A 26,469-nucleotide genomic window follows, 5' to 3' on the forward strand; every position below is an offset into this window, starting at 1 on the left:
CGGTGCCGGCGCCCTCCCACGCCGCGAGCGCAGCCAGGGTCGCCCAACCGGCTGCGGTCAGCAGCACCAGCAGGCCGGCGATAGGCAGTGCCCGGGCTTCCGCCATGCGCCGCAGGCCCAGCAACGCCAGGCCCAGTACCGCATAAGTGGTGAGGATGTCGCCGTGGAACAGCAGCAGCGCATGCGCCAGGCCGATCAGCCACAGCCCGAGCAGCCGCCGCAGCATGCGCGGCACGAAGGGCTGGCCGGCGCGCTGCGCCGAGTCCATCTGCAGAGTGAAGCTGTAGCCGAACAGGAACGAGAACAGCAGGTAGAACTTGAGTTCGAACCCGGCCGCGATCAGCCAGCGCACGGCGCGATCCAGGGCGCCGTCGAACGCCGGATCGGCCAGGCCCAGGCCGTAATAGGGCGAGGCGAAGGCGCCGAGGTTGACGATCAGGATGCCGAACAGGGCGAAACCGCGCAGCGCGTCGAGACGTTCGATGCGGGTCGGATCGGCGGAAGCGGGGGAGGGCATGGCGGCGTCGCAGCAGGAGAGGACGGCGGCGATCGTGCGCGTCGTGGCCGCCGGCGCACATCGGGCCCGGGCCGGTGCCGACCCGGGACGTTTGGCGGATTCGCCGGGCGCGGAACCTGAAATACTGAACGCATGAGCGAAACCGCCGCACCCCCGCCGCCGGCCGTCCGCACGCCGGCGCGCGGCTGGTGGAGCGGACTGTTCTGGAAATGCCTGCTGTGGATGCTGGTCGCCTCGTGGATCAGCACCGCGCTGCTGTCGGGCTTCGGTCTGTACCTGGCCCGTGCCGAACTGCGCCGGGACATGGCGCCGCCGGCGCTGGAGGGCGCGATGCGGCGCGAACTGCAGCGCTTCGGCTCGGTTCCGGCCACCGGGGCGATGTCCGACGAGCAATGCGAAGCGGTGCTGCAAGCGCTGTTGGTGCGCATCGTCGGCATGGATACGCCGGAGTGGATGGCGTTCTACAGTTTCGCCGGCGGCACTCACGACGGCCGCATCGCGATCCGCTATCGCGACCGCAACGGCCGCCGCTGCGCGTTTCCGGCCCAGGTCGATCCGCCGCTGGCGCAGGCCTTGAACGAGGTCGAGCGCGACGCGGTGGCGACCCGCGAGTCCGTCCCGCGCCGGCACGACCGCCAGGGCGACTGGATCACCGCGGTGGCCGTGCCGGTGGGCATGGACGCCGCCGCGACCCTCACCGTCGGCCAGCACGTCGGCGGTTCCTTGGCCAGTTTCATCCGCATGGACTCGGGCGACTTCGAAGGCATCGCCCTGTATCTGGCGGTGATCAGCGCGATGTCCGCGGTCGCGGTGGCGACCTTGCTGACCCGTCGCTTCCGCCACGCCGAACGGGCCGCCGACGCCTGGGCCGCGGGCCAGCTCGATGCGCGCATCGAAGACCCGGGCCGCGACGAGTTCGGCCGGTTGTCGCAACGCTTCGACCGCATGGCCGACGCGCTCGGCGAACTGATCCAGGTGCGCCAGGCGCTGGCGGTGTCCGAGGAGCGCAATCGCCTGGCGCGCGACCTGCACGACACCGCCAAGCAACGCAGCTTCGCCCTCGGCCTGCAGCTGAGCGTGCTGGATCACCTGGCCGGCCGCGACGGCGAGCGCGACCCGCGCCAGGACACCTTGATCAAGGCCGCTCTGGGCTTGACCGGGCAGCTGCAGCGCGACCTGGCCGATGTGATCCAGCGTTTCTCCGCGCCGACGGTGGCCGAGCAGGGCCTGCGCAAGGCCCTGGAGGACACCTGCGAGCACCTGCTTGCCGGCAGCGAGATCGAATGGCGGCTGTTGCTGGACGCCGAGGCCGAGCGCGGCCTGGCCGGTTGGCCGCAGTACGCCGGACAATTGCTGCTGATCGCCACCGAGGCGGTGTCCAACAGCCTGCGCCACAGCGGCGCGCGCCGGATCGAGATCGTGCTCAACCGCGCCGGTTCGCGCTACGGCTGGACCGTGCAGGACGACGGCTGCGGCTTCGTCGCCGACGAGCACGACCGCGGCATGGGTTTGGCCAACATGCGCCTGCGCGCGCGCGGCCTGCCGGGCGGGCGTTTCCGCCTGGCCAGTTCTTCCAGCGGCACGGTGGTGACCGTGTCCTTCAACCTGGATACGCAAGGAGTTCCGGCATGAGCACGACCGTATTGTTGGTCGACGATCACGAGGTGGTGCGCAAGGGCATCGGCAGCCTGTTGACGCTCACCGACGATTTCGAGGTGATCGGCGAGGCCGGCGGCGGCGCCGAGGCGATCGAGCTGGCGCGCGAGTTGGCGCCGGATCTGATCGTCATCGACTTGATGATGCCCGATGTGGACGGGGTCGAGGCGATCCGCGCGATCAAGGTGTTGAGCCCGCGCAGCGCGATCGCGGTGCTGACCTCGACCGATCAGGACGACCTGGCCTTCGCCGCGATCGAGGCCGGCGCCCAATCGCTGTTGTTCAAGAGCATGCTCGGCGACGAGCTGCTGGCGACCCTGCGCCGGATCGCCGCCGGCGAGGCGGTGATCCATCCTTTCGTCGCCCAGCGCATTCTCAAGGCGGTGCGGCGCAAGCGCGAGCCGCGCGAAGATCCGTTCGCCTGCCTGACCGAGCGCGAACTGGACGTGCTGCGCAAGCTGGCCGAGGGCGGCAGCAACGCGCGCATCGCCGCCGCGCTCAACATCGGCGAGAAGACGGTGAAGTCGCATCTGGGCAACGTGCTGGCCAAGCTGCACCTGGCCGATCGCACCGAAGCGGTGGCGTTCGCCTGGCGGCGCGGGCTGATGCACGCCGAGTACGACGGCGACTGAGCGCCGGAACTCAGCCCGCGCGCCCGCGCGAAGCGGGCGCGACCGTCGCGTGGGTGACGAAAGTCATGTGCGCTCCGCGGTCATGTGACGGTAGGGTGATGAGCGCATCTGCACGTTAGTGGAGATGCCGGTCGCCCTGCGCGACTTCGAACGGAGCGGCGCGCCGGACGCGCCGATACCGACTACCAGGACGAGGCGCTTGCGCGCCGGTACGACAGCGGGCGCCGCCCGGCGACGCCCATTCGACACGATAGGAGATCACTGCAAGATGCAAGGCGATATTCGCAATACCCGCGCCACGGACGGGCGCTCCTCGCGCGGCGCGCATCCGCGCTCGCTGCTGTCCCTCGCCATCGTCGGCGGCCTGCTGGCCGCCGCCGCCGCACCGGCCGCCGCGCAGAGCGCGATGGGCCAGATCGGCAATCCCGATAGCTGGCGCAGCGCCGAATTCGAGGCCGACTGGGGCCTGGCGGCGATGAACGCTCACCACGCCTATGCGCGCGGCCTGACCGGCAAGGGTGTGCGCCTAGGCTTGTTCGATTCCGGTTCGGCATTGGCTCACCAAGAGTTCGGCGGCCGCAACACCAACAGCATCAACATCAGCAATGTCGCCCATTGCGCCGATCTTTCTATTGTCGCTGGCGACGGCGCTTGCGGAGCGACGCGAGGCGACAAGCCCGGTTACGAATACACCGGTGTGGGCGCCAACGTTCCCGAGCGGATTCGCCAGATCATCGCGCAACGATTCGGCCTGGGTTTCCTCTACGACGACCACGGCACCCATGTCGCCGGCACCATCGGCGCCAATCGTGACGGTCAGGGTACCCACGGCGTCGCGTTCGCTTCCGATCTGACCGCGGCGCGCGTGTTCGGCGACACTTACAGCGAATGGCGCCTGGATCCGGACGGCTTCTACCGTCCGCGGCCGCTGTACCGCACCGACCCGGAAGACCCGGCCACTCTGGACATGTACCACCAGGCGCAGGCGCTGGGTACGCGGGTGCTCAATCACAGCTGGGGCCCGACCCGGCGCAACGCCACCGAGGCCGATCTCGAGGCGCATTACGCCAGCACCGGTGCCGGCTACGCGGTGTACGCAAGCATTTATGCGCCGGGCGCAGACGGAAAACCGCAATCCGACCTGATCCAGGTATGGGCCGCCGGCAACCAGAGCGGCGGTCTGGCCAGCATCCCGGCCACGCTGCCGCGTTGGCGGCCCGAGGCTGAACCGTACTGGGTCAGCGTCGCCAACGTGCGCCAGCCCGATCCGGCTGAGGGCGAGGCCGACTACGTCATTAACGACGGTTCCAGCATCTGCGGCCTGAGCATGAACTGGTGCGTTTCGGCACCGGGCACCGACATCGACAGCACCGTCGTGGGCGGGCGCATCGACGGCGCCGTGGAGCTGACCAACGACTACCTCCGTTTCCGCATCGACAACGAGCAGCCCGAATACGGTTACGGCCTCAAGACCGGCACCTCGATGGCGGCCCCTCACGTCACCGGCGCACTCGGCTTGCTGTTCGAACGCTTCCCCTATCTGAGCAGCCCGCAGGTGCGCGACGTGCTGCTGACCACCGCCACCGACCTCGGCGCGCCCGGCATCGACGATGTCTACGGCTGGGGCCTGGTCAATCTGAAGAAAGCCATCGACGGCCCGGGCCAGTTGCGCGTCGACACCGACGTGGTGATGGACCGCCCGGGCGGCGGCGCCAAGGTCTGGGAAGGCAAGGCCTGGGACGACTGGCGCAACGACATCGGCGGCAGCGGCAAGCTGACCAAGTCCGGCATCGGCTGGCTGCGCCTCAGCGGCAACAACAGCTTCGGCGGCCTCAACGTCAAGCAGGGCGTGCTCGAACTGACCGGCGCCAACACCTACGCGGCCCAGGTCGAGAGCGGCACCCTGGTGGTCAACGGCAGCCTGACCACGGCCGAACTGCCGGTGCTGGCCAAGGGCGGCCTCGGCGGCAGCGGCCGCATCGTCGGCAACGTGCGCGTCGACGGCGCGCTGTCGCCGGGCAATTCGATCGGCACTCTGACCGTGCAGGGCAACTACGTGCAGGGCGCCGGCGGCAGCTACGTCGCCGAGCTCTCGGCCGGCGGCCAGTCCGACCGTCTCGACGTGACCGGCCGCGCCAGCCTCGACGGCAAGCTGATCGTGCTGCATGCGCCGGGCCAGTACCTGCTCGGCCAGAACTTCAACATCCTCAATGCGGCCGGCGGCGTCAGCGGCCAGTTCGCTTCGGTCGATCAGACCGCGTTCTCGCCGTTCCTGAAGTTCGGGCTCAGCTACGCCGCCAACGCGGTGTCGGTCGACGTGACCCGCGGCGCTTCGCTCGCGACCGCAGCGCAGACCGAGAACCAGCGTGCGGCCGCGGCCGCCGCCGATCGCCTCGCGGTCGGGCAGGGTATTCCGCAGCCGCTGACTCAGCTGTTCCCGGCGCAGGCGCTGGTCGCCCTGGACTCGCTCAGCGGCGAAAGCCACGCCAGCTTGCGTTCGATCCTGGTCGACGACGGCCGCCATGTGCGCGATGCGGCGCTGAACCGCGCCCGCGCCGGTCGCGGCGCGTTCGCCGCCGACAACGCCGAAGGCGGTGCGCAGGGCGCCTGGATCGAATTGCTGAAGTCCGGCGGTACCCTCGACGGCGACGGCAATGCCGCGCGCAACGAGTACAACGGTTCGGCGACCCTGGTCGGCTACGACTACCGCTTCGACGGCGGCTGGCGCATCGGCGTGCTCGCCGGCAGCGGCCGCACCGACAGCGATTCGGGCCGCAACGACAAGGGCCGTGTCGACACCCGTCACCTGGGCCTGTACGCGGGCCAGAACTGGGGCGCGTTCGGCCTCAGCGCCGGCCTCGGCTTCGCCCGCCACGACATCGATCTGGACCGCCGCATCGGCTTCAACGGCTTCGTCGACCGCACCCGCGCCTCGTACGACGCCGACAGCCGGCAGGCCTTCGTCGAAGGCGGCTACCGCCTGTCGCGCGGCGCATGGGAGTTCGAGCCCTACGCCCAGTTCGCCCAGGTGCGGGTCGACAGCGACCGCTTCCAGGAAGAGGGCGGGGCGGCGGCGCTGAGCGGCCGCAGCGCGGAAAGCCGGGTCAACCTGTCGACGCTGGGCGTGCGCTTCAACGTCAACCTCAAGGGGTCGCAGCAGGAGGACAGCTGGCTGAGCCTGCGCGGCGGCATCGGCCGTCGCCACGCCAGCGGCGATCTGCGTCCGGAGGTCGACGTGGCCTGGCGCGGCGGCGAGGCGTTCCGCATCCACGGCGCCCCGCTGGCCGACAACGCGACCCTGGTCGAGACCGGCGTCGCCGCGCGCCTGAGCGCCAACAGCCTGCTCGAGCTGCACTACGCAGGCCAGTTCGCCGACGAGGCGCGCGATCACGGCATCAACGCGCGCTACTCGTTGCGCTTCTGAGGCGAGGTACGCAGGGGGCGGGTTCGCCCGCTCCCTCCGTGCCGGCTCACGCAATCGATATCGGGACCAAACGCACCGGCCCTCGGGTCGGTGCGTTTCGTTTTGGGGGGCGAGGTCGGGGCGACGTAAGGCCAAAGCCAGAGCAAATCCCCCAAGTCCTCCTTCTGTAAGTGGGGCTGGTGGCGTTCGCCGCGTTCCCCATTGCGCGTCGGCGATTGCCTTCCCTTTCCAAGAAAGGGGGGAGACGGCCCATGACGTTCCGCGCGCCCCAGCGGCTTATCGGCGGCGGCTGTTCCCTCCTTTGAAAAAGCGGCGGAAGATTCGACTTTGCCTGCTTCGAAGCCGTCCAGCGCGCGCCGGCGCACTCGCTCCGCATGCCCGCATCGGCGATGATGGACACCCGGCACGGCGCGCATGGCGCGGCAGGGCCGACGACCCCGATCGCACCCGGAGACGTTCATGTTCGAGCTGTCGTCGTTGCTGGCATTCGCCGGCCTGGCCTTGGTGATGGTGCTGACGCCGGGGCCGAACATGGTCTACCTGGTGTCGCGCTCGATCTGCCAGGGGCGCCAGGCCGGGCTGGTCTCGCTGGCCGGCGTCGCGGTCGGTTTCTTCTTCTACCTGTTCGCCGCTGCGTTCGGCATCACCGCGTTGCTGTTCGCCGTGCCCTACGCCTACGACGCGCTGCGCATCGGCGGCGCCCTGTACCTGCTGTGGATGGCCTGGCAGGCGCTGCGGCCGGGCGGGCGCTCGCCGTTCCAGGTCCGCGACCTGCCGCCGGACAGCACCCGCCGGTTGTTCGTGATGGGCCTGCTGACCAGCCTGCTCAATCCCAAGGTGGCGATGTTCTATCTCGCCCTGCTGCCGCAATTCATCGATCCGCAGCGCAACGTGATGCTGCAGTCCCTGGTGCTGGGCAGCGTGCAGATCGCGATCAGCGTCAGCGTCAACGCGCTGATCGTCGCCGGCGCCGGCGCCATCGCCGCGTTCCTGGCCGGACGGCCGCGCTGGATCGCGGCGCAGCGTTGGGTGATGGGCGGGGTGCTGTCGGCGTTGGCGCTGCGCATGGCCGTCGACGCTCGCCGCTGAGCCGCTGTGGGCCGCGCATCGCGCCGGCCTGCGTTCGAACCTGTGCGGCACCGATAGCGACGGCGCGCGATGGCCCCCCGGGCCGGCGCTCTTGCGGGCCGTTGCGCCTCAGGGCGCGCGACCGGCGGCCTGGTCGCGCGCGCGCTGGATGATCGCCCGCACTTGGGCCCGGTCGCGGTGGCGCGAGATCGCGACCGCGCCCAGCGCCAGCGCTCGCTCGCGCATCTGCGCGTTGACGTCGTAGTGGCAGCCGCTGGCCTTGTTCTGGAACGACACCCGCGGCTTGCCCAGGCGCTGGGCGAAGGCGTGCAGTTCGTCGAGGGTATCGGCCATCAAATGCGCCCAGCGCTCGCCACGCCAGGGCCACACGGCATCGTCGACGTACACGGCCACCCGGCGCTCCCTGGGATGCAGACGTCGCGCGATGGCGACAGGATGCGCCCAGTATCCGACAATCGGCCGATCGCGAGCGACCCCCGCCGCTCGCCGGAGTCGTCATGCAGCTGTCGGCCATCCACCATGTCGCCCTGATCTGCTCGGACTACGAGCGCTCCAAGCGCTTCTACACCCAGGTGCTGGGCCTGCGTCCGCTGGCCGAGGTCTATCGCCAGGCGCGGCGCTCCTACAAGCTCGATCTGGCCTTGCCCGACGGCGGCCAGATCGAACTGTTCTCGTTCCCCGATCCGCCGCCGCGGCCGTCCTATCCGGAAGCCTGCGGCCTGCGCCACCTGGCCTTCGCGGTCGCCGATCTGGACGCCTGCGTGGCCGAGCTGCAGGCGCATGCGGTCGCGGTCGAGCCGGTGCGGATCGACGAGTACACCGGTCGCCGTTTCACCTTCTGCGCCGACCCGGACGGTCTGCCGATCGAGTTCTACGAACGCTGAACCGAACCGCGCCTAGCCGCGCGCGACCGCATGGCCCTGCGCGCGCCAGGCCTCGAAGCCGCCGGCCAGCGGCCGCACCCGCTTGAAGCCGCGGCGGCGCAGCTCGCGCGCCAGCGTCGCGGCCGAAGCCTCGTTGGGACAGTCGCAGTACACCACGACCTCGTCGCGCGGCGCTATGCCGACGTCGTCGAGCGAGGCGACGAACACCGCACCGGGGATCCAGCCGGCGGCATCGCGTTGCTGGTGCGAGCGCACGTCGAGGATCAGCGGGCCGGCCCCGTCTTCGAGCAACCGGTACAGCTCCCCGGCCGAGATCCGCGCCATGCGCAGCTCGCGCAGGAACCACTGGCGCTTCAGCAGCTTGTAGCCGACGAAGGCGGCGATCGCGGCGAGAATCGCCAGCAGGCCATAGCGCCCCGCCGTTTCCAGGCCTTCCAGCACCTGGTTGACGGCGCGATGGAACACCGCGCCGATCGCCACCGCCACGCCGGCCCACAGCAGCGCGCCCAGGCCGTCGTAGAAGGCGAAGCGGCGCGCGCCGGTGCCAGTTTCGCCCGCCAGGGTGGTGGCGACCGCGGCGAAGCCGGGCACGAACTTGGCCACGATCAACGACGGCGCGCCCCAGCGCGCGTACACGCCGCGGGTCATCAGGATGCACGAGTCCGGCGACAGCGAGACCTTGCACATCAGCCGCAGCAGCGCTGCGCCGAGGCGGCGCCCACCGAGATACCAAAGCCCGTCGGCGAGCAGGGCGGCGAACGCGGCGACCAGCACGATCGGCCAGAGCGGTTGATGCTGGTCGACCGCGATCGCAGCGGCGACGATGATCGGCGGATAGGCCGGCACCGGCAGCCCGCCCTGATCGAGCAGCACGCTGACGAAGACCACGAGCAGGCCGTAGGTCTGGATCAGGTGCAGCAGGGTGTCCATCGGGCGATTCCGGGCGGGGCGGACGCCAGTCTCGGCCGGCGCCGGCGGCGGCGCAATCGCTTCGCGGCGACGCAGTGTTGCGGCAGCGTTCGGGCGCCTACGGCGCCGGCGGCGCGCGCCAAGGCGCGCGGCCGCCACCCTTGCGCATGGGGCGCCGATGCCGTCGCGACCTCCGGCGAGCGCGCCGGAAACTTCGCGTTCGTGAACCCGCTCGCGCAAATCGGCTGCGCGATGTCCGGCGCCTACGCTGCCGCGTAACATCGCCGGCCGCACAATGCCGGGGGCCGCCCGATCCGCGGGCGGTGTCCGCGGAGCCGCCGATGCGCCTGGAAGGCAGCCAGGAAACTTTGCTCATCACCTTGTACGCCAAGGCGATGGACAACCGCGCCACGCCGTCGATCCTGCGCGACGGCCTGGCCGACGACCTGATCCGGCGCGTCGACTACGACTTCGCCCGTTTCCGCCTGCGCCCGGTCGACATCCGCGGCATCGCTCTGCGCGCGCGGGTCATCGACGGCTGGACCCGCGCCGCGCTGCAGTCGCGCGCCGACACCCTGGTCCTGCATCTGGCCTGCGGACTGGACTCGCGCGTGTTCCGGGTCGAACCGGGCGTGGAGGTCGACTGGATCGACCTGGATTTTCCCGAAGTGATCCGCTTGCGGCAGGAACTGCTGCCGCAGCGCGCCGGCCGTTACCGCACGCTGCCGATCAACGTCATGGAGCCGGACTGGATCGCGCGCCTGGACCGCGACCGGCCGGTGCTGGTGATCGCCGAAGGCCTGTTTCCCTACCTCGACGAAGACCGCGCGCGCGAACTGGTGCGCCGGCTGGTCGAGGCGTTCCCGCACGGCGGCCAATTGCTGTGCGACGTCTACAGCCCGCTGGCGCTGCGCCTGTTGCGCAAGGCGCCGATGATCCGCGCCACCCGGGCGCGGATCGGCGACTGGGAGCAGACCGACCTGGGCCGCTGGCATCCGCGGCTGCAGTTCGTCGACGAGCCGCGGGTGTCGGAGTTGCCGGAGATCGCCGCGCTGCCGCCGGCGCAGCGTTGGCCGTTCGCGCTGTACGACCGCTGGGTCTGGCTGCGCCGCCTCGGCCGGGTGGTGCGTTACCGGTTTTGAATCGCCGCTGCCCTTAAGGCGCGGGTTCCGTCAAGGCCGGATCGGGCTTGCGGAAGGCGATGGCGAGCCGGTTCCAGGCGTTCATCGCGATCGCCGCGTACGTCAGCGCGACCAGATCCTGGTCGGCGAATTGCGCGCGCGCTTCGGCATAGGCCTGGTCCGAGGCAGGCGCGCGGTTGACGTCGGTGACCGCCTCGGCCCAGCGCAGCGCGGCGCGCTCGCGGGCGCTGAACGGGCCTTCCGGCCAGACCCGCAGCAGATGCAGCCGGCGATGGCTTTCGCCGCGCGCGACCGCTTCCTCAGTGTGCAGGCGGATGCAGTAGGCGCAGCCGTTGATCTGCGAGACGCGGACATTGACCAGGTCGATCAGCGCGCGTTCCAGGCCGCTGTGGTCGACGTAGCGCTGCAGGCCGGCGAGCGCGCGGGTGCCTTGCGGGTCGACGGCGTTGTAATCCAGGCGGGCGGACATCGGGGTTCCTCGGGGAGGCGTCGGGGATGCGACCGGATCAGGCTAGGATGTTCGTCGATGAAATACATTCCGCCAGAAACGCAAGCTGGGTTTGCATGAACGAACAACCCCTGGCCTGGGACGACTACCGGTTCCTGCTCGCCATCGGCCGCGCCGGTTCGCTCAACGGCGCCGCCAGGCGGTTGGGCGTGAGCCATCCCACGGTGTTCCGCCGGATCAACGCGATCGAGCGCCGCCTGGGCGCGCGCCTGTTCGAACGCGCCCGCGACGGCTACACGCCGACGCCGGCCGGCGACGAGGTCATCGCGGTCGCGGCCGAGATCGAGGCCCGGATCGGCGAGACCGAGCGCCGTCTCGCCGGCGCGGATGCGCGACCGAGCGGGCGGATCCGGGTGACCACGGTCGAACCTTTGCTGCATGGCCTGTTGCCGCCGCTGCTGGCGCAGTTCCGCCGCGACCATCCCGGCATCGTCGTCGAGCTGTACGCGGACAATGCCGTGCGCGATCTCGGCCGACGCGAGGCCGATGTCGCTCTGCGTCCGGGCGGGGAGCCGCCGGAGGGGCTCATCGGCCGGCGCCTGGCGCGCATCGCCGTCGCCGTGTACCGGGCGCGCGGCTTGCGCCTGCGTGGCGGCGTCGAGGCCTGGGACGCGCACGACTGGGTGGTGCCGGACGGCACCCTGGCGCATATCGCGATGGCGCAATGGCTGCGCCGGCAGGGTTACGACCGTCGCGCCAGTTTGCGCGCCGACAGCCTGCTCGGTTTGCGCGAAGCGGCCGCCGCCGGCATCGGCCTGACCGTGCTGCCGTGCTACCTCGGCGACGCCGACCGGCGCTTGGCGCGAGTCGGCGCTCCGTTGGAGGGGCTGAGTTCCGACCTGTGGCTGTTGAGCCACCCGGACCTGCGCCGCAACGCCCGCATTCGTGTCTTCGTCCAGGCGATGCGCGAGGGGTTCGCCGGTTTGCAGCCGAGGCTGGCCGGAGCGTCGCGGACGGAGGGGGGCAAGCTCGCCTGAGCCGCTCCCTGCCTGGGGCGTTCCCGCGCCGACTCGTCTCGACGAAGAACGAGTGAGCGGTGCACAACAAGCGGATCAAGCGCATTCGAGACGCACTGCGACGAAGTCCGGCCTTCGCGGCTGCGAACGGCGGATCGTGACGGCCGGTGCCGCGCTCCCTATCCGTTTACTCACGGAAGTCCACAGTTTCTTTTGAAACTTGTGACTTGTAGCACACATGATTCGGAAAATTCCTACACGCTTAGGAGGACTCCGACGACGGTTTCCTGTTCACGCACGACGCATCTTTTGATTGCACGACGGCACCCGGATCCAGACCCGCTCCCCAGCGGGCAATCCCCCAGACCGAGCCGGTCGCTTTTCACAAGGATGAGCCATGTTTCGCGTCGAACTGAAGCAACGTGATGGCAGCGACGATCAAGCGCTGGCGGTAGCGGTGTCCGAGATCGCGCAGGAATACCGCAGCCCGGAAGCGGCGTTGCGCGCGGTGCTGCCGCAGGCGAGGAAATACGCCGCGCATGCGCCGCAGGGCTTGTGGCTGCATGTCGTCGACGACGAGTCGCGACCCGTGTTTGGCACGCTGGTTCCCTAGGGCCGGCGTGCGGTTTGCGCCGCCCGGCTGACAGGGAGTCCGGCCGGGCGGCGCGGGCCTCCTGTTGTCGGGATTCGGGAATGGGATTCCACAGTGGCGATTCGGGATTGGATGGCCGAAGCACGGTGCCGTGCGCGCGACATCGTCCCAGGGCCAGCAGCGACGGGTAGGTGCGCCAGGTAGGCGCGACGCAAGTCGCGACCGCGAACCCCATCCACCCGCGCGCCGTTCCTGAGGCGTCGCAATCGCAGCCCGCGCGACTCTAGGCGACGGTATCGCTTCCGTCGGGGAGCGTCCCGCGGGGGATTTCCTTCGGCCATAAGCCGCGACCGCAATTCGACGCAATCCCACGACCGACGGCGGCGCCGCAATCGAACGCACGCGGCCGCGGCTTGCGCCGCTCCTATCCCCAAACGGCGGTGTCGCTCCTGTAGAAGCGGCGCGAGCCGCGACCGCAATCCGACGAAACCTCCCGACCGGCGACGGCGCCGCAATCGAACGCACGCGATCGCGGTTTGCGCGGCTCCTGCCCCCCAAGCAACGCCGCCAATCGGTTCACGCCATCGGCGCATCGATCCAACCGCGCGCGGTCGCCAGCGCCAGATCGTCGGGCGTATCCAGATCGTGTTGCAGTTCCGGTGCCTGCAATCGCCACACCGAGCCGGCGGGCAAGCGGCGCAGGGCGCCGCCGAAGCCGCGGTCGCCGTGCAAATGCGCGGCCTCGCGCCACAGCGCCGGCGACAGCACCGCCGGCATGCCCAGGACGGCGGCGATCGGCGGCGGCGTGACGGTCGTCCCCGGCCTCTTCGGCGCGGCCACTGTCGCCATCCCCGGCGCGATTGCCTGCGCCGTCGTCGCCAACGCTGCGCCGGGGTCGGCGCCGTCGCCGTGTACGGTGGCGGCGCAGCCGCTGGCGGCTGTTGCCGCACCCTGCAGCAAACGCCGCAGATGGTCCGAGGCCAAGGCCGGCTGATCGCAGCCGAGCACCAGCACCGAGGCCGCGTGCTCGCCCAGCGCCCGCGCGGCACAGCGCAGGCTGCCGGCGAGGCCGTCTTGCCAGTCGGGATTCAGTACGCGCTCCACGTCCAATCCGCACAGCGCCACCGTCATCAGCTCGTGCGCGGCGCCTAGCACGACCACGGTTCGCGCCGCGCCGCTGGCCAGGCCCAGCCGTGCGGCGCGACGCAACAACGGCTCGCCGGCGCGGGTCAGCAACTGTTTGGGCCGGCCCAGCCGCCGGCTGCCGCCGGCGCCGAGCACCACCGCGACATGCGGCATGGCTCAGTCTCCGCCGTGGCGATGGCGCTGCAGTTGCGCGACCACGCTCAGCGCGATCGCCTCCGGTCCGTGGCCGCCCAGCGGCAGGCCGATCGGCGCATGCAGGCGCGGGCTCAGCGAATCGCGCGCCGAAGCCGGCAGCACCCGGAACAGGTCGTCGCGGCGCGCGAGCGGGCCGAGCAGGCCGACGAAACCGATCGCCTGTCCGCTCGGGCTGCCGCCAAGTTGCTCCAGCGCTTCGCGATCGAGTTCGAAATGATGGTGCATGACCACCGCCGCGTCGTGCGGCCGGGCCAGCGCCAGGGCCTGCGCCGGACCGCGTTCGACCGCGTGGTCGGCCAGGGCGGCCAGGCCCGTCCAGCGCGGCCGGCGTTCGACCAGGGTGGTCATCCAGCCCAGGGTGCGCAGCAGCGGCAGCAGGGCCGGCGTTTCCGGCCCGGCGCCGAGCACCAGCACCGACGGCGGCGCGGCGACCTCGAGCGACCAGGCCGCGGTCGCGGCGCCCGGCCACGGTGGCGTGTTGACCGGCAGGGTCCAGCGCAGGCGTTCGTCGCCGACTGCGGCGCGCAGCGCGCCGTCGCCGCGGATCTCCAGGCGCAGGTCGCCGTGACCGCGACGCCATTCGTCGACCAGCACCGGCCAGTCGCGCAGCGCCGCCAGCGGCAGCAGGGCCAAACGCAGTCGGCCGCGGCAGCCGACCGCGGAGCCGGCGAACAGATCCTCGTCGTGGCGGGGGTCGATTTCCAGCCAATCGATGCCCTGGCTGTGCGCGACCTCCTGCGCGCGCAGCTCGATCTCCGGTTCGATGCAGCCGCCGCTGAGCCAGCCGACCTGGCCGCCGCGGGCGCCGAACAAGGCCATCGCCGCCGGCCGTACATAGGTCGAGCCCTGGGTTTCCAGCACCACCGCGAGCGCTGCGGGATCGCCGCGCGCGGCCGCGGCAGCGCTGGCTTCGAGCACCGCGCGCGCGCCGCCGGGCGCGCTGCGCTGCGGGATGGTCGGGTCCGGCGAATCGGCCATGCGGGGCTCGCGCAGGCGAAGTTGGCCGAGTCTAGAACGATCTGTGCGCCGGCCGCACGCGGCGCGGCGATGCTGCGCCGCGGCAGGCAGTTTTGGGCAAGCGCCGCCCGCGCGCGCGAGGCCTGCGCCCAAGCGCGTTCGGCCGCGCCGCCGTCGGCCGCGCACGGCCTGCGCGGCGTTCGCACGCGCAGAATCCGGCAAGCGTCCGCGCGACGCCGGTGCGCCGGCGCATCGTCCTTTGGTCGCAGGACGCGCGCGCCGATATGGCGGCTGCGATGTTTGCGGAGTAGGCTCGGGCGACCCCAGCCGCCGCGAGGGATTCCGATGAAGCTCAACGTCAACGGCCGCGAGCACGAGATCGACGCGCCGCCGGACATGCCCCTGCTGTGGGCGCTGCGCGACCTGATGCACCTCACCGGCACCAAGTTCGGCTGCGGCATCGCCCAGTGCGGCGCCTGCACCGTGCACGTCGACGGCGCGCCGCGCCGCGCCTGCGTGACGCCGGTGTCCAGCGTCGAAGGCAAGACCATCGTCACCATCGAGGGACTGTCGCCCGACGGCAGCCACCCGGTGCAACGCGCCTGGGCCGAGGTCGACGTGGTCCAGTGCGGCTATTGCCAGTCCGGCCAGATCATGTCCGCCGCGGCCTTGCTGGCGAAGATTCCCGCGCCCAGCGATGCCGACATCGATCAGGCGCTGTCCGGCAACCTGTGCCGTTGCGGCACCTACTCGCGCATCCGCGCGGCGGTGAAGCGTGCGGCCGAGATCGGCGAGGCCTGACGCACAGCCCATTCCGCCGTCCCGCAGCAAGCAGCCATTACGCAGCCGATCCGCCGGCCGCTGCGCCGCAGCGATGCCGCCAGGCCGATCCGCCACGTTCAGGAGGTCGATGTGAGCACCGTTCCCGCGCCGTCGCGGCGCCAATTCCTCAAGGCCGGCGCGCTGATCGGCGGCGGCCTGGTGGTCGGTTTCGTGGTGCCCGGCGCGCGCCGGTTCGCCGATGCCGCGCCGGCGCAGGCCGCGGCGGTGTCGGGCGGTTTCGCGCCCAACGCATTCCTGCGCGTCGGCGAGGACGACACCGTCACCGTGCTGCTGTCGCATTCGGAGATGGGCCAGGGCATCTGGACCGGGCTGGCGATGCTGATCGCCGAAGAACTCGACGCCGATTGGTCCAAGATCCGGGTCGAGCACGCGCCGGCGGCGCAGGCCTATGCGCATACCGCGTTCGGCATGCAGATGACCGGCGGCTCGACCAGCACCTGGTCGGAGTTCGACCGCTACCGCCAGGCCGGCGCCACCGCGCGCGCGCTGCTGGTCGCGGCCGCAGCGCAGCGTTTCGGCGTGCCGGTCGAGCAGGTGCGCACCGAGAACGGTATCGCCCTCGCCGGCGAGCGCCGCGCGCGCTACGGCGAACTCGCCGCCGACGCGGCCAAGCGGCCGGCGCCGGCGCAGCCGCCTGCGCTCAAGGACGCGAAAGACTGGAAGATCATCGGCAAGCCGACCAAGCGCCTGGACGGCCCGGAGAAGATCGATGGCCGGGCCAAGTTCGGCATGGACGTGCACTTCGACGGCCTGCTGACCGCACTGGTCGCGCGCGCGCCGGTGTTCGGCGGCACGGTCAAATCCTTCGACGCCACCGCGGCCAAGGCGGTGCCGGGCGTGCGCGACGTGGTCCAGGTGCCCAGCGGCGTGGCGGTGGTCGCCGATCATTATTGGGCGGCCAAGCTCGGCCGCGATGCGCTCCGGATCGATTGGGACCTCGGTCCGCACGCCGGCCTGGATACCGGCCGGTTGCGCGAACAGTTCCGCCAGCTCGCCGCCACGCCCGGCGCGGTCGCGGCCCAGGCGGGCGACGTCGATGCGGCGCTGGCCAGGGCCGCGCGCACGGTCGAAGCCGAGTACCACGTGCCGTATCTCGCCCATTCGCCGATGGAGCCGTTGAACTGCACGGTCAAGATCGCCGACGGCCAGTGCGAGATCTGGACCGGCACCCAATTCCAGACCCTGGACCAACAGGTCGCGGCCAAGATCGCCGGACTCAAGCCCGAGCAGGTCAAGATCCACACCCTGTTCCTGGGCGGCGGCTTCGGCCGGCGCGCGACGCCGACCTCGGACTTCGTCGCCGAAGCGGTGCAGGTGGCCAAGGCCGCGGGCAAGCCGGTCAAGACGGTGTGGTCGCGCGAAGACGATGTGCGCGGCGGCTACTACCGGCCGATGTACCTGCAGCAGGCCAAGATCGGCCTGGACGGGCAGGGCCGCCCGATGGCCTGGAAGCACGTCCTGGTCGGGCAGTCGATCGCCGCCGGGTCGCCGTTCGAAGCGGTGATGGTCAAGAACGGGGTCGATGCGACCTCGGTCGAGGGCGTGGCCGATTCGCCCTATCTCAAGGCCATCGCCGATCATCGCGTCGACCTGCATTCGCCGACGACCGGCATCCCGGTGCTGTGGTGGCGTTCGGTCGGCCACAGCTACAACGGCTTCATCATGGAAAGCCTGATCGACGAACTGGCGCATGCGGCGGGCCAGGATCCGGTCGCGTACCGGCGCAGCCTGCTGAAGGATCATCCGCGCCATCTCGCCGCGCTGAACCTGGCCGCCGAAAAAGCCGGCTGGGGCGGCAAGCCGGCCGAGGGCCGCGCGCGCGGCGTGGCCGTGCACGAATCCTTCGGCAGCTACATCGCCCAGGTCGCCGAGGTTTCGCTGCAGGACGCGCCCGGCGGCGGCCAGACGATCCGCGTGCACCGCTTCGTCTGCGCGATCGATTGCGGGCTGGCGGTCAATCCCGACGGGGTCCGGGCGCAGATGGAATCGGGCATCAACTTCGGCCTCGGCGCGGCGCTGTACAGCGCGCTGAGCTTCAAGGACGGGCGGGTGCAGGAGTCGAACTTCCACGACTACCGCGTGCTGCGCCTGGACGAGTCGCCGCAGATCGAGGTGCACATCGTGCCCAGCAGCGAAAAGATGGGCGGCGCCGGCGAACCCGGCACCGCGCCGGTGGCGGCGGCGGTGGCCAATGCCGTGTTCGCCCTGACCCAAAAGCGGCTGCGCGAGCTGCCGCTGCGCCTGGGCTGAGGGAGACCGACGCATGCGTACCCTAGCGATCGCCGCGACCGCCGCCTTGGCGCTGAGCGCCTGCGGCCAGAAGATTTCGCCGGAACAGCGCACCCAGGCGGTGGCCGCGTTCGCCACTGTGCAAAAGGTGTTCCAGCATCCGCGTTGCCAGAACTGCCACATCCCCGGCGACCAGCCTTTGCAGTTCGACGCCGGCCTGCCGCATGCGATGGGCGTGGTGCGCGGGCCGGAGGGCAAGGGCGCGGCCGGCCTGCCGTGTTCGACCTGCCACGGCGAAGCCAATCTGCCGGCCAGCTACGGTCCGAACGCGCCGCCGGGCGCGCCGCATTGGCAGCTGCCGCCACCGGACCACAAGATGGCCTGGATCGGTCTGCCGGCGCCGGAGCTGTGCGCGATGATCCAGGACAAGAAGCAAAACGGCGGCCGCGACTTCGCCGCGCTGGTCAAGCATGTCAGCGAAGACAAGCTGGTGTTGTGGGGCTGGGCGCCCGGCGGCGATCGCGCGCCGGTGCCGGTGCCGCATCCGGAGTTCGTCGCCGCGTTCAAGACCTGGGCCGATGCGGGCGGTCCCTGCCCGGAGAGCTGAGTACCGCCGCGTCGCAACCAACCGCAGCGATGTACGCAAGCGTTGCGGCCGCAGCCCGGACGATCGGCTCTTTGGGGCTTGGGGCCGCCCGGCTTCGGCAGACGGCGTGGTATCGCATCGCTTCGGTTGGTCGCGGCTTGCGCGCTCCTGCCGCTGGGGCACGACGCTTGCTCAGGCATGCGCGCTGTCGCAGCGTTCGTGCTCGATCTGCAAAGTGTTGTGATCGATGCCGTGGCTTTCGCGCAACCGCGCGTTCGCCGCGCGGCGCAGGGCCTCGATGTCGGTGCCGGCGGCGACGATGAGATGCGCGCTCAGCGCAGGCGCGTTCGAAGCCAGCGACCAGACGTGCAGCTCGTGCACCTCGAGTACGCCGGCGAGGCCGGCCAGGTCGCGCCGAACCGCGTCCAGGTCGATGCCGGCCGGTACCCCTTCCATCAGCACGTTGCCGGCTTCGCGCAGCAAGCTCCAGGTGCGCGGCAGCACCCACAGGCCGATCGCCACCGCCAGGGCCGGGTCGATCCAGCTCCAACCGGTGAAGCCGATCGCGATCGCCGCGGCGATCACCGCGACCGATCCGAGCATGTCGCTCCACACTTCCAGATACGCCCCCTTGAGATTGAGGCTTTCGCCGCTGCCGGCGCGCAACAGCCGCATCGCGATCAGGTTCACGATCAGGCCCAACGCGGCGACCACCCACATGCCGGTGGTGGCGATCTCGGTCGGCTGGCGGAAGCGGCCGACCGCTTCCCACAAAATGTAGCCGGCGACGGCGAACAGCAGCAGGCCGTTGACCATCGCGCCCATCGCCTCCATGCGTGCGTAGCCGTAGCTGCGCTTGGCGTCGGGCGGGCGGCGCGCCAGCCGTACCGCGACCAGGGCGATGCTCAGGGCTAGGGTATCGGTACCCATATGCGCGGCGTCCGACAACAAGGCCAGGCTGCCGGTGAGGAAGGCGCCGACGACTTCGGCGATCAGGAAGCCGCCGGTCAGGCCCAGCGCCCACCACAGCGGGCGTTCGTGGCGGATCGTGCCGTTGCCGTGTTCGTGTCCGTTGCCCATGTCGATGCTCCGCGGGTCGATGGTGCGAACGCCGGGCCGTCGCGACGGCGGCCGCCCATTGAAGCCGGCCGCGCGTGAGCGGCCGGCGAGGACGCGGATCGCGCGATCGCCGCGATCCGCGCTGTTGCGGTTCAAACCGCCGGCGAGGGCGCGGCCATCGTGGCGGTGGCGCCGTCGTCGCGCGCATCCCGGCGCGCATCGCCGCGGTGCAGCCAGCGATACAACACCGGCAGCACCAGCAGGGTCAGCAGGGTCGAGGAGACGATGCCGCCGATCACCACCGTCGCCAGCGGCCGCTGCACTTCCGAGCCGGCGCCGACGTTGAAGGCCATCGGCAGGAAGCCCAGCGAGGCCACCAGCGCGGTCATCAGCACCGGGCGCAGGCGGCCGAGCGCTCCGTCGACCACGGCGTGATCGAGCGGGTCGCCCTGTTCGCGCAGCTTGCGGATGAAGGCGATCATCACCAGGCCGTTGAGCACCGCCACGCCGGACAGGGCGATGAAGCCGACCCCGGCCGAGATCGACAGCGGAATCCCGCGCAAGGCCAGCGCGATCACGCCGCCGGTCAGGGCCAGCGGCACGCCGCTGAACACGATCGCGGCGTCCTTGGCCGAACCGAAGGCCATGAACAACAGGGCGAAGATCAGCACCAGGGTCACCGGCACCACCACCGCCAGGCGCTGGCTGGCCGAGATCAGCTGCTCGAAGGTGCCGCCGTAGCCGATCCAGTAGCCTTCCGGCACCTTCACTTCGGCGTCGATGCGCTGGCGCAGCTCGGCGACGAAGCCGCCGAGGTCCCGGTCGCGCACGTTCGCGGTCACCACGATGCGGCGCTTGCCGTTCTCGCGGTTGATCTGGTTCGGGCCCAGCACGCTCTGGATCCGCGCCACTTCGCGCAGCGGCACCGTGCGCGGCGCACCGCCGCTCCAGGTCGCCTCGCGACTGGACTCGTCGCGGGTCTCGCCCTGCGGCGGCAACGGGATCGGCAGATCGGCCAGCGCCGCGGTGTCCTGGCGCAGGCGTTCGGGCAGGCGCACCACCAGATCGAAACGACGGTCGCCTTCGAACAACTGCCCGGCGACCTCGCCGCCGACCGCGGTGGCGACCGTCTCCTGCACCGCCGCCGGGTTGAGGCCGTACACCGCCAGCGCGCGCCGGTCGGGCTCGATGCTCAGCATCGGCAGGCCGGTGGCCTGTTCGGTCTTGACGTCGGCCGCGCCCGGCACCTGCTTGGCCACCGCCTCGATCCGCTGCGCGACCTTGAGCAGTTGCGCCAGATCGTCGCCGTAGACCTTGATCGCGACATCGGCGCGCACCCCCGAGATCAACTCGTTCATGCGCATCTGGATCGGCTGGGTGAACTCGAAGTTGTTGCCGGGCAGGGTGCCGGCGATGGACTCGATCTCGGCCATCAGCGCCGGCTTGGACTTGCCCGGGTGGGGCCACTGCTCGCGCGGCTTGAGCATCAGGAAGGTGTCGGCCACCGACGGCGGCATCGGGTCGCTGGCGACTTCGGCGGTGCCGATCTTGCTGAACACCCGCTGCACCTCGGGCAGGGCCAGGAAGGCCTGCTCCATGTGCTTCTGCATGGTCACCGACTGGCTCAGGCTGGTGCCGGGAATGCGCATCGCCTGCACCGCGACGTCGCCCTCGTCCAGGCTCGGCACGAACTCGGTGCCCATGCGCAGCGCCAGCGCGCCGCTGAGGATGACCAGCGCGGCGGTACCGGCCATCACCGAAGCCCGGCTGCGCAGCGCCCAGGCCAGGGCCGGCGCGTAGCCGCGCTTGAGCCAGGCCATGGCCCGGTTCTCTTTCTCGGCGACCTTGCCGCCGAGGAAGATCGCCACCGCCGCCGGCACGAAGGTCAGCGACAGCAGCATCGCGCCGGTCAGCGCCAGCACCACGGTGATCGCCATCGGGTGGAACATCTTTCCCTCGATCCCGCTGAGGGCGAAGATCGGCAGATACACCGCGGTGATGATGCCCAGGCCGAACAGGCTGGGGCGAATGACTTCGGCGGTGGCCGCGGCGGTGAGGTCGTGGCGCTCCTCGTCGTTCATCTCCCGGCCCAGCGCGTGCTGGGCTTCGCCGAAGCGGCGCAGGCAGTTCTCGATGATGATCACCGCGCCGTCGACGATCAGGCCGAAGTCGAGCGCGCCCAGGCTCATCAGATTGCCGGACACGCCGCCGCGGACCATGCCGGTGATGGTGAACAGCATCGCCAGCGGAATCACCAGCGCGGTGATCAGCGCGGCGCGGATGTTGCCCAGCAGCAGGAACAGCACCACCACCACCAGCAAGGCGCCTTCGACCAGGTTCTTCGACACCGTGGCGATGGTGCGGTCGACCAGCGAGGTGCGGTCGTAGACCGGATTGGCGCTGACTCCCTTGGGCAGGCTGGCGTTGGCTGCGTCGAGCTTGGCCGCGGCGGCCTGCGAGACTTCGCGGCTGTTGGAGCCGACCAGCATGAACACCGTGCCGAGCACGACTTCGTGGCCGTTCTGGGTCGCCGCGCCGCTGCGCAGCTCCGGGCCTTCGCCGACCGCGGCGACGTCGCGGACCCGGATCGGCACGCCGTCGCGGCGGTCGAGCACGATCTCGCCGATCGCGTCCAGGTCGGGAATCTGGCCGGGCACCCGGACCAGGAACTGTTCGCCGTTGCGTTCGATGTAGCCCGCGCCGACGTTCTGATTGTTGGCCGCGAGCGCGGCGACCAGGTCGCGCTGGCTCAGGTTCAGGGCCATCAGCCGCGCCGGATCGGGAGTGATGTGGATCTGCCGCGCGAAGCCGCCGATGGTGTTGACCTCGGTGACGCCGGGCGTGTTGCGCAGTTGCGGCCGGATCACCCAGTCCTGCAGGGTGCGCAGGTCGGTGGCGCTGTAGGGGCTGCCGTCGGGCTTGCGCGCCTTGGGGTCGGCATCGACGGTGTACATGAAGATCTCGCCCAGGCCGGTCGCGGTCGGGCCGAGCTCGGGTTCCAGCCCGTCGGGGATCTGCGACTTCACCTGCTGCAACCGCTCGGCGACCTGCTGGCGGGCGAAATACAGGTCGGTGCCGTCCTTGAACACCACCGTCACCTGCGACAGACCGTAGCGCGACAGCGAACGGGTGTAGTCGAGCTTGGGCAGACCGGCCAGCGCGGTTTCGATCGGGAAGGTGACGCGCTGCTCGGCCTCCAGCGGCGAGTAGCCCGGCGCGCGGGTGTTGATCTGCACCTGCACGTTGGTGATGTCGGGCGTGGCGTCGATCGGCAGCTTGCCGAAGCTCCACACGCCGATGCCGATCAGCGCCAGGGTCAGCGCCAGCATCAGCCAGCGCTGGCGGATGGCGAAGCGCAGGATGCGTTCGAGCAGGCCGGGCGGAGCGGCGGACAGGGGCTCAGTGTTCATGCGAGGCTCCCGATTTTTCGATATCGGCCTTGATCAGGAAGCTCTGTTCGACCACCACCTGCTCGCCGGGCTTGAGCCCTTCCAGCACCTCCATGCGCGCCGCGTCGCGGCGGCCGATGCGTACCGGGCGCGCCAGGTAGCGCTCGCCCTGGCGCACGAACACCACATCGCGTTCGTCCATGCGCTGCAGCGCGGTCAGCGGCACGGCCAGGGCGACCGGCTGCTGTTCGACCGTGACCCGCGCGCGCACCGCCGAACCCGGGCGCCACAGACCGTCGGCATTGGCGATCGAGGCGCGGGCGACGGTGCTCTGGCTGGCGGTCGCGGTACCGGGCAGGATCCGGTCGAGCGTGGTCTCCACGCCGCGCTCGTCACCCATGCGCATCACCGTGACCGGCAGGCCCGGGCGCAGATGAGTGGCGTCGGCGCCGAACACGTGCAGGTCGACCCACAGCGTCGACAGGTCGGCGACTTCGAACAGCGCGGTGCCTTCGACCGCGACTTCGCCGACCGAAGCGTTGCGCGCCAGCACCACGCCGGCGATAGGCGTAGCGACCGCATAGGTGGTCAGGCTGAGGTTGCTGTCGATGGTGGCCAGCGTTTGTCCGGCGCGGACGCGGTCGCCGACGTTGGCGCGCAGCGAGCGCACCGGACCCGGATAGCGCGCGGTGATGCGGGCCACGCGGCCCTCCAGCGGCGTGACCAGGCCCTGCACTTCGTGCTCGTCGGCGATGGTGCCGGGGCCGGCGGCGGCGACCGCGATGCCGGAGCGGCGGGCGATTTCCGCGGCGATGACGGTCGACTCGGGCCGTTCCTCGGCGTCGGCTTCTTCGCCGTGGCCGGCCTTGCCTTGGCCGTGCTCGTGGCCGGCGTCGTTCTCGTCGGCGTGGTTGTCGGCGCGATTCCCGCCTGCGCCGGCGGCCGGTTTCGACGGCGCGCAAGCGCTCAGCGACAGGGCCAGCACGCCGGCGATCAACAGTTCGTACTTCATCGGGCGGCTCCTGCGGGGTCGGAGGAAGAGGCGGCGAGGAAGCCCTCGCCGGTCAGGCGCTGGATTTCGATCAGCGCCAGTTGCGCGGCGACCGCCGCATCCAGGCGCTGTCTGCGCACCGCCACGCTTTCGGCCTGCAACAGGGCCAGTTCCAGATAGCCGATCGCGCCGGCGCGGTAGGCGTACTCGGCGGCGGCTTCGGCCCGGGTCAGGCGCGGCAACACTTCCTCCTCCAGGCGCGCGACTTCCAGCGCGCCGAGCCGGTAGCGGCCGTGCGCTTCGACCAGGGTCGAGTACAGCGACAGGCCTTTGGCCTCGCGTTCGGTTTCCAACAGGGCCAGCTCGGCCTGGGCGCCGCGGATGCCCGGCTCGGCGCGGCTGCGCGCGCCCAGCGGCAGCGACACGCTGCCGATCAGGCCGAAGTCGCTGCCGTCCTGCAGCCGGCGCACGCCGACCTGCCAGGACAGGTCGGGCACGGCCTCGCTGCGGGCCAGGCGCAGGCGCGCTTCGGCGATGCGGGTCTGGTCGGCGAAACGGGCCAGCTCTGGGGTGCGGTCGAGCAGGCCGGCCAGCGCGGTGGCGTCCTGGATCGCCGGCAAGGCGTACAGGTCGCCGGCCGCCGCGGCGAAGCCGGGGTCGCGCTCGCCCCACAGCGCGGCCAGATGCTGGCGCGCGCTGAGCAGGCTTTGTTCGCTGCGGCGGCGATCCAGCTCGGCCCGGGCCAGCGCGGCCTGTGCGGTCAGCAGGCCCGATTCGGGCGAGGCGCCGGCCTGCAGGCGCTGGCGCGCGGCGGCGACGCTGCGCTGGCGTTGGCCGATGTCGAACCCGGCCAGCTCGATGCCACGCTGCGCGGCGACGATGGCCAGGTAACGCCGTGCGGCTTCGGCCAACAAATCCAGGCGCCGGCTTTCGCGTTCCACCGCGAGCGCGTCGATGCGGCTTTGCGCCAGGGTGCGGCGGGCGTCGAGTTTGCCGCCGCGTTCGAACACTGAGGCCAGGCTGAGCGTGACCTCGGCGGCCTTGACCCCGGCGACGGCGCCGCTGCCGAGGACATTGTCGACGCCGACGCCGAGCATCCACGGCGGCGCTTGCGCGGCCTGGTCGCGTTCGGCCTGCAGCACGGCGCGCTGGCCGCCGAACAGGCGCAGATCCGGGTGGGCCTCGCCGATGCGGGCGAGGGCGTCGTCGAGGGTGAACACCGAGCCGGCGCGCGCGGCGGCCGCAACGGCGGGGGTGGGGGCCGCGGGCGCGGCAGGGCGCGGCTGCGCCGGTGCCGGCAGGCACAGCGCAGCCGTCAGGACGGCCAAGGCCGCCGGACGTAACCACATGGGAGCGATCTCCGAGAATCTCTGGGGGTGCCGCAGCGGCGGACAGCCGCGCGCGGCCGGCATGGGCCGGGTCGGCCAGTGCCGTGCGGAAGCGAGTTCGGGATCAGGCCCGGATCGGCGGGCGGAACGGGGTCGCGGTGGGGCGGATCGCGTCGACGCCGGCGCTGGCCGGCAAGGGGGCGGTGCTGCGCTCGACGGACAGGCCGAGCTGGATTCGCGGCAACAGCGCCGCCTGCATGGCGCAGCAATGGCTCAGGTGCCAGCGGGTATCGTCGCAACCGTCTTCGTCGTGCGGCGCCGCGGGCGCGGCGTCGGCCGGCTGGCCCGGGTGGGCGCTGGCTACCGCGGCGGCGACCGGTTCGCCGGCCTCGCTGGCGAAGGCCAGCGCCGGCTTGACCAGCATCACCGCGATCAGCACGCCGAACGCGAGGCAGCGCAGGATAGCGGCGAGGGCGGGGACGGCGGGCATGGAACAGAGGATAGGCGGCGGCCTTGGCGCAATACAATTTCACCGGTGGGGCGACCATACGGCGGCTGCCGCGGCCCGGTCAGCTTCCGGAGCGCAAGCTGACCGTATGGCCCGATTGAGCATCGCGTCACGTTCCGGCTGGCCGCATAATCCGCGGTTCGCGGCAGGGAGCTCGGCACCGGAGAACGTCATGCGTTCACCAGGATTGGCAAGGGCGATGCAGTACCGCCGTCACATCCTGGGCCTAGTCTGCGCGCGATTTCTGCAGTGGGCGGTACAGGGGATTTGTGCAGTGAAGCTTGTTGCCACAGCGGCGCGCGTTCGTGCCGCCGGAATGCGCCGCGGCGCCGTATTCGGCGCCGCCCTGGGCCTGGCCGCCTTGCTGGGCGGATGCGGCTCGGGCGAACGCAACGGGAAGGCGCAGACCGGCGCCGAACTCGACGCGGCCGTGGCCCTGCCGGCGCCCCTGGTCGAGCTGGATTCCGAAGGCCTGCGCGCGCGCGCCTCGCAGGCGCTGCGCGAGCAGCGCATCCACACCCCGGCCGGCGACAGCGCGGTCGATTACTACCTGGCTCTGCGCGATCGCGAGGCCGGTCAGATCGACGTGATCGGCGCGCTCAGCGAATTGCAGCCTTACGTGGTCATCGCCGGCGAACAGGCCCTGCTGGACGACGATCTGGCCGAGACCCAGCGCCTGCTCGAACTGCTGGCGCGCATGGACCCGCAGGCGCCGGCCTTGCCGCGCCTGCGCGAAGGACTGCGCCGGGCCGAACTGGCGCGCCGGCAGCAGGATCGCGACGAAACCCAGCGCCTGATCGCCGAACGCGTGCAGACCGCGCCAGCTCGGCGCGACGCTGCGCTGCTGTCGACCGCCGCGCTCAAGGCCGAGGCCGCCGCCAGCGCCAGCGCCGCCGACGCGGCCGCCCAGCGCGCGAGCGCGATCGCCG

The 26,469-nt window shown here is 71.1% G+C and carries 21 protein-coding genes and 2 pseudogenes; 12 read left to right on the top strand and 11 right to left on the bottom strand.

All coding sequences use genetic code 11. From position 1 onward, the window contains the following. On the bottom strand, positions 1-517 hold a 517-nt coding region (locus TX83_RS04565; protein WP_428992541.1), incomplete at its 3' end, for a DUF418 domain-containing protein. A 132-nt stretch (positions 518-649) separates the two neighbouring features. Between TX83_RS04565 and TX83_RS04570 the strand changes: the two genes are divergently transcribed. The 4 genes from TX83_RS04570 to TX83_RS04585 all read left to right on the top strand — a co-directional run bounded on the left by TX83_RS04570 (position 650) and on the right by TX83_RS04585 (position 7,318). Beyond that, positions 650-2,149 carry a sensor histidine kinase gene (locus tag TX83_RS04570; protein WP_064746756.1) on the top strand — a complete coding sequence of 500 codons (1,500 nt, stop codon included), beginning with the start codon at positions 650-652 and terminating at the stop codon, positions 2,147-2,149. Continuing rightward, positions 2,146-2,805, top strand: coding sequence for a response regulator (locus tag TX83_RS04575; protein WP_064746757.1), 660 nt, complete (start codon positions 2,146-2,148; stop codon positions 2,803-2,805). Before TX83_RS04570 ends, TX83_RS04575 begins: the two co-directional genes overlap by 4 nt. Positions 2,806-3,073: 268 nt before the next feature. Next, positions 3,074-6,229 carry an autotransporter domain-containing protein gene (locus TX83_RS04580; protein ID WP_064746758.1) on the top strand — a complete coding sequence of 1,052 codons (3,156 nt, stop codon included), beginning with the start codon at positions 3,074-3,076 and terminating at the stop codon, positions 6,227-6,229. A 459-nt stretch (positions 6,230-6,688) separates the two neighbouring features. Then, a complete protein-coding gene (locus TX83_RS04585; RefSeq protein WP_064746759.1) occupies positions 6,689-7,318 on the top strand; it encodes a LysE family translocator in 630 nt (209 codons plus the stop codon). Positions 7,319-7,426: 108 nt separating this feature from the next. Here TX83_RS04585 and TX83_RS04590 read toward each other — a convergent pair whose 3' ends face one another. After that, complete coding sequence (locus TX83_RS04590) at positions 7,427-7,711, bottom strand: DUF4031 domain-containing protein (RefSeq protein ID WP_064746760.1); 285 nt, start codon at positions 7,709-7,711, stop codon at positions 7,427-7,429. A gap of 104 nt (positions 7,712-7,815) precedes the next feature. On the opposite strand from TX83_RS04590, the gene gloA2 reads away from it, so the two are divergent. Continuing rightward, positions 7,816-8,202, top strand: a complete 387-nt coding sequence (gene gloA2 / locus TX83_RS04595) for an SMU1112c/YaeR family gloxylase I-like metalloprotein (RefSeq protein ID WP_064746761.1) — start codon at positions 7,816-7,818, stop codon at positions 8,200-8,202. 12 nt (positions 8,203-8,214) lie between these two features. Here gloA2 and TX83_RS04600 read toward each other — a convergent pair whose 3' ends face one another. Beyond that, positions 8,215-9,132: a rhodanese-like domain-containing protein gene (locus tag TX83_RS04600; protein ID WP_064746762.1), complete on the bottom strand. Its 918-nt coding sequence runs from the start codon at positions 9,130-9,132 to the stop codon at positions 8,215-8,217. Between the two features lie 320 nt (positions 9,133-9,452). Between TX83_RS04600 and TX83_RS04605 the strand changes: the two genes are divergently transcribed. Beyond that, a complete protein-coding gene (locus TX83_RS04605) occupies positions 9,453-10,253 on the top strand; it encodes a class I SAM-dependent methyltransferase (RefSeq protein ID WP_064746764.1) in 801 nt (266 codons plus the stop codon). A 13-nt stretch (positions 10,254-10,266) separates the two neighbouring features. Here the strand turns inward: TX83_RS04605 and TX83_RS04610 are convergent, their stop codons facing one another. Further along, on the bottom strand, positions 10,267-10,722 hold the full coding sequence (locus TX83_RS04610) for a carboxymuconolactone decarboxylase family protein (RefSeq protein WP_064746765.1): 456 nt from the start codon (positions 10,720-10,722) through the stop codon (positions 10,267-10,269). A gap of 95 nt (positions 10,723-10,817) precedes the next feature. Here TX83_RS04610 and TX83_RS04615 point away from each other — a divergent pair, with 95 nt between their 5' ends. Further along, positions 10,818-11,738: a LysR family transcriptional regulator gene (locus TX83_RS04615; RefSeq protein ID WP_064746766.1), complete on the top strand. Its 921-nt coding sequence runs from the start codon at positions 10,818-10,820 to the stop codon at positions 11,736-11,738. Between the two features lie 376 nt (positions 11,739-12,114). Beyond that, the gene (locus tag TX83_RS04620) at positions 12,115-12,330 is read left to right on the top strand and encodes a hypothetical protein (RefSeq protein ID WP_064746767.1); all 216 of its coding nucleotides are present in this window, start codon (positions 12,115-12,117) and stop codon (positions 12,328-12,330) included. Between the two features lie 555 nt (positions 12,331-12,885). Here TX83_RS04620 and TX83_RS04625 read toward each other — a convergent pair. Further along, a complete protein-coding gene (locus tag TX83_RS04625; protein ID WP_064746768.1) occupies positions 12,886-13,608 on the bottom strand; it encodes a nucleotidyltransferase family protein in 723 nt (240 codons plus the stop codon). Positions 13,609-13,611: 3 nt separating this feature from the next. After that, positions 13,612-14,628, bottom strand: coding sequence for an XdhC family protein (locus TX83_RS04630; protein WP_064746769.1), 1,017 nt, complete (start codon positions 14,626-14,628; stop codon positions 13,612-13,614). Positions 14,629-14,952: 324 nt separating this feature from the next. Here TX83_RS04630 and TX83_RS04635 point away from each other — a divergent pair, with 324 nt between their 5' ends. From TX83_RS04635 to TX83_RS04645, 3 genes are all read left to right on the top strand, one after another. Then, entirely contained in the window at positions 14,953-15,408 is a 456-nt protein-coding gene (locus TX83_RS04635; protein WP_064746770.1) for a (2Fe-2S)-binding protein, read from the top strand. A 111-nt stretch (positions 15,409-15,519) separates the two neighbouring features. Beyond that, positions 15,520-17,700, top strand: coding sequence for a xanthine dehydrogenase family protein molybdopterin-binding subunit (locus TX83_RS04640; RefSeq protein ID WP_064746771.1), 2,181 nt, complete (start codon positions 15,520-15,522; stop codon positions 17,698-17,700). A 13-nt stretch (positions 17,701-17,713) separates the two neighbouring features. Beyond that, positions 17,714-18,286 carry a hypothetical protein gene (locus TX83_RS04645; protein WP_222423714.1) on the top strand — a complete coding sequence of 191 codons (573 nt, stop codon included), beginning with the start codon at positions 17,714-17,716 and terminating at the stop codon, positions 18,284-18,286. Between the two features lie 189 nt (positions 18,287-18,475). On the opposite strand, the pseudogene TX83_RS04650 reads toward TX83_RS04645, so the two are convergent. From TX83_RS04650 to TX83_RS04670, 5 genes and pseudogenes are all read right to left on the bottom strand, one after another. After that, positions 18,476-19,345, bottom strand: a pseudogene (locus TX83_RS04650) (cation diffusion facilitator family transporter); the annotation flags it as partial. 131 nt (positions 19,346-19,476) lie between these two features. Next, a complete protein-coding gene (locus TX83_RS04655) occupies positions 19,477-22,698 on the bottom strand; it encodes an efflux RND transporter permease subunit (RefSeq protein ID WP_064746775.1) in 3,222 nt (1,073 codons plus the stop codon). Between the two features lie 25 nt (positions 22,699-22,723). Beyond that, positions 22,724-23,725, bottom strand: coding sequence for an efflux RND transporter periplasmic adaptor subunit (locus TX83_RS04660; protein ID WP_075575000.1), 1,002 nt, complete (start codon positions 23,723-23,725; stop codon positions 22,724-22,726). Further along, positions 23,722-25,053 (bottom strand): TolC family protein, encoded by a 1,332-nt coding sequence (locus TX83_RS04665; RefSeq protein ID WP_064746772.1) that lies wholly within the window; start codon positions 25,051-25,053, stop codon positions 23,722-23,724. Before TX83_RS04665 ends, TX83_RS04660 begins: the two co-directional genes overlap by 4 nt. A gap of 103 nt (positions 25,054-25,156) precedes the next feature. Then, positions 25,157-25,522, bottom strand: coding sequence for a hypothetical protein (locus TX83_RS04670; protein ID WP_064746773.1), 366 nt, complete (start codon positions 25,520-25,522; stop codon positions 25,157-25,159). Between the two features lie 334 nt (positions 25,523-25,856). Between TX83_RS04670 and TX83_RS04675 the strand changes: the two are divergent. Beyond that, positions 25,857-26,469, top strand: a pseudogene (locus TX83_RS04675) (energy transducer TonB); the annotation flags it as partial.

Origin of the sequence: Lysobacter antibioticus HS124, assembly GCF_000336385.2 — a bacterium.
GTDB lineage: Bacteria > Pseudomonadota > Gammaproteobacteria > Xanthomonadales > Xanthomonadaceae > Lysobacter > Lysobacter firmicutimachus.

Coding starts and splice junctions, on each gene's coding strand:
- TX83_RS04570 (WP_064746756.1), top strand. CDS start 650: ATGAGCGAAACCGCCGCACCCCCGCCGCCGGCCGTCCGCACGCCGGCG.
- TX83_RS04575 (WP_064746757.1), top strand. CDS start 2,146: ATGAGCACGACCGTATTGTTGGTCGACGATCACGAGGTGGTGCGCAAG.
- TX83_RS04580 (WP_064746758.1), top strand. CDS start 3,074: ATGCAAGGCGATATTCGCAATACCCGCGCCACGGACGGGCGCTCCTCG.
- TX83_RS04585 (WP_064746759.1), top strand. CDS start 6,689: ATGTTCGAGCTGTCGTCGTTGCTGGCATTCGCCGGCCTGGCCTTGGTG.
- gloA2 (WP_064746761.1), top strand. CDS start 7,816: ATGCAGCTGTCGGCCATCCACCATGTCGCCCTGATCTGCTCGGACTAC.
- TX83_RS04600 (WP_064746762.1), bottom strand. CDS start 9,132: ATGGACACCCTGCTGCACCTGATCCAGACCTACGGCCTGCTCGTGGTC.
- TX83_RS04605 (WP_064746764.1), top strand. CDS start 9,453: ATGCGCCTGGAAGGCAGCCAGGAAACTTTGCTCATCACCTTGTACGCC.
- TX83_RS04610 (WP_064746765.1), bottom strand. CDS start 10,722: ATGTCCGCCCGCCTGGATTACAACGCCGTCGACCCGCAAGGCACCCGC.
- TX83_RS04615 (WP_064746766.1), top strand. CDS start 10,818: ATGAACGAACAACCCCTGGCCTGGGACGACTACCGGTTCCTGCTCGCC.
- TX83_RS04620 (WP_064746767.1), top strand. CDS start 12,115: ATGTTTCGCGTCGAACTGAAGCAACGTGATGGCAGCGACGATCAAGCG.
- TX83_RS04625 (WP_064746768.1), bottom strand. CDS start 13,608: ATGCCGCATGTCGCGGTGGTGCTCGGCGCCGGCGGCAGCCGGCGGCTG.
- TX83_RS04630 (WP_064746769.1), bottom strand. CDS start 14,628: ATGGCCGATTCGCCGGACCCGACCATCCCGCAGCGCAGCGCGCCCGGC.
- TX83_RS04635 (WP_064746770.1), top strand. CDS start 14,953: ATGAAGCTCAACGTCAACGGCCGCGAGCACGAGATCGACGCGCCGCCG.
- TX83_RS04645 (WP_222423714.1), top strand. CDS start 17,714: ATGCGTACCCTAGCGATCGCCGCGACCGCCGCCTTGGCGCTGAGCGCC.
- TX83_RS04660 (WP_075575000.1), bottom strand. CDS start 23,725: ATGAAGTACGAACTGTTGATCGCCGGCGTGCTGGCCCTGTCGCTGAGC.
- TX83_RS04665 (WP_064746772.1), bottom strand. CDS start 25,053: ATGTGGTTACGTCCGGCGGCCTTGGCCGTCCTGACGGCTGCGCTGTGC.
- TX83_RS04670 (WP_064746773.1), bottom strand. CDS start 25,522: ATGCCCGCCGTCCCCGCCCTCGCCGCTATCCTGCGCTGCCTCGCGTTC.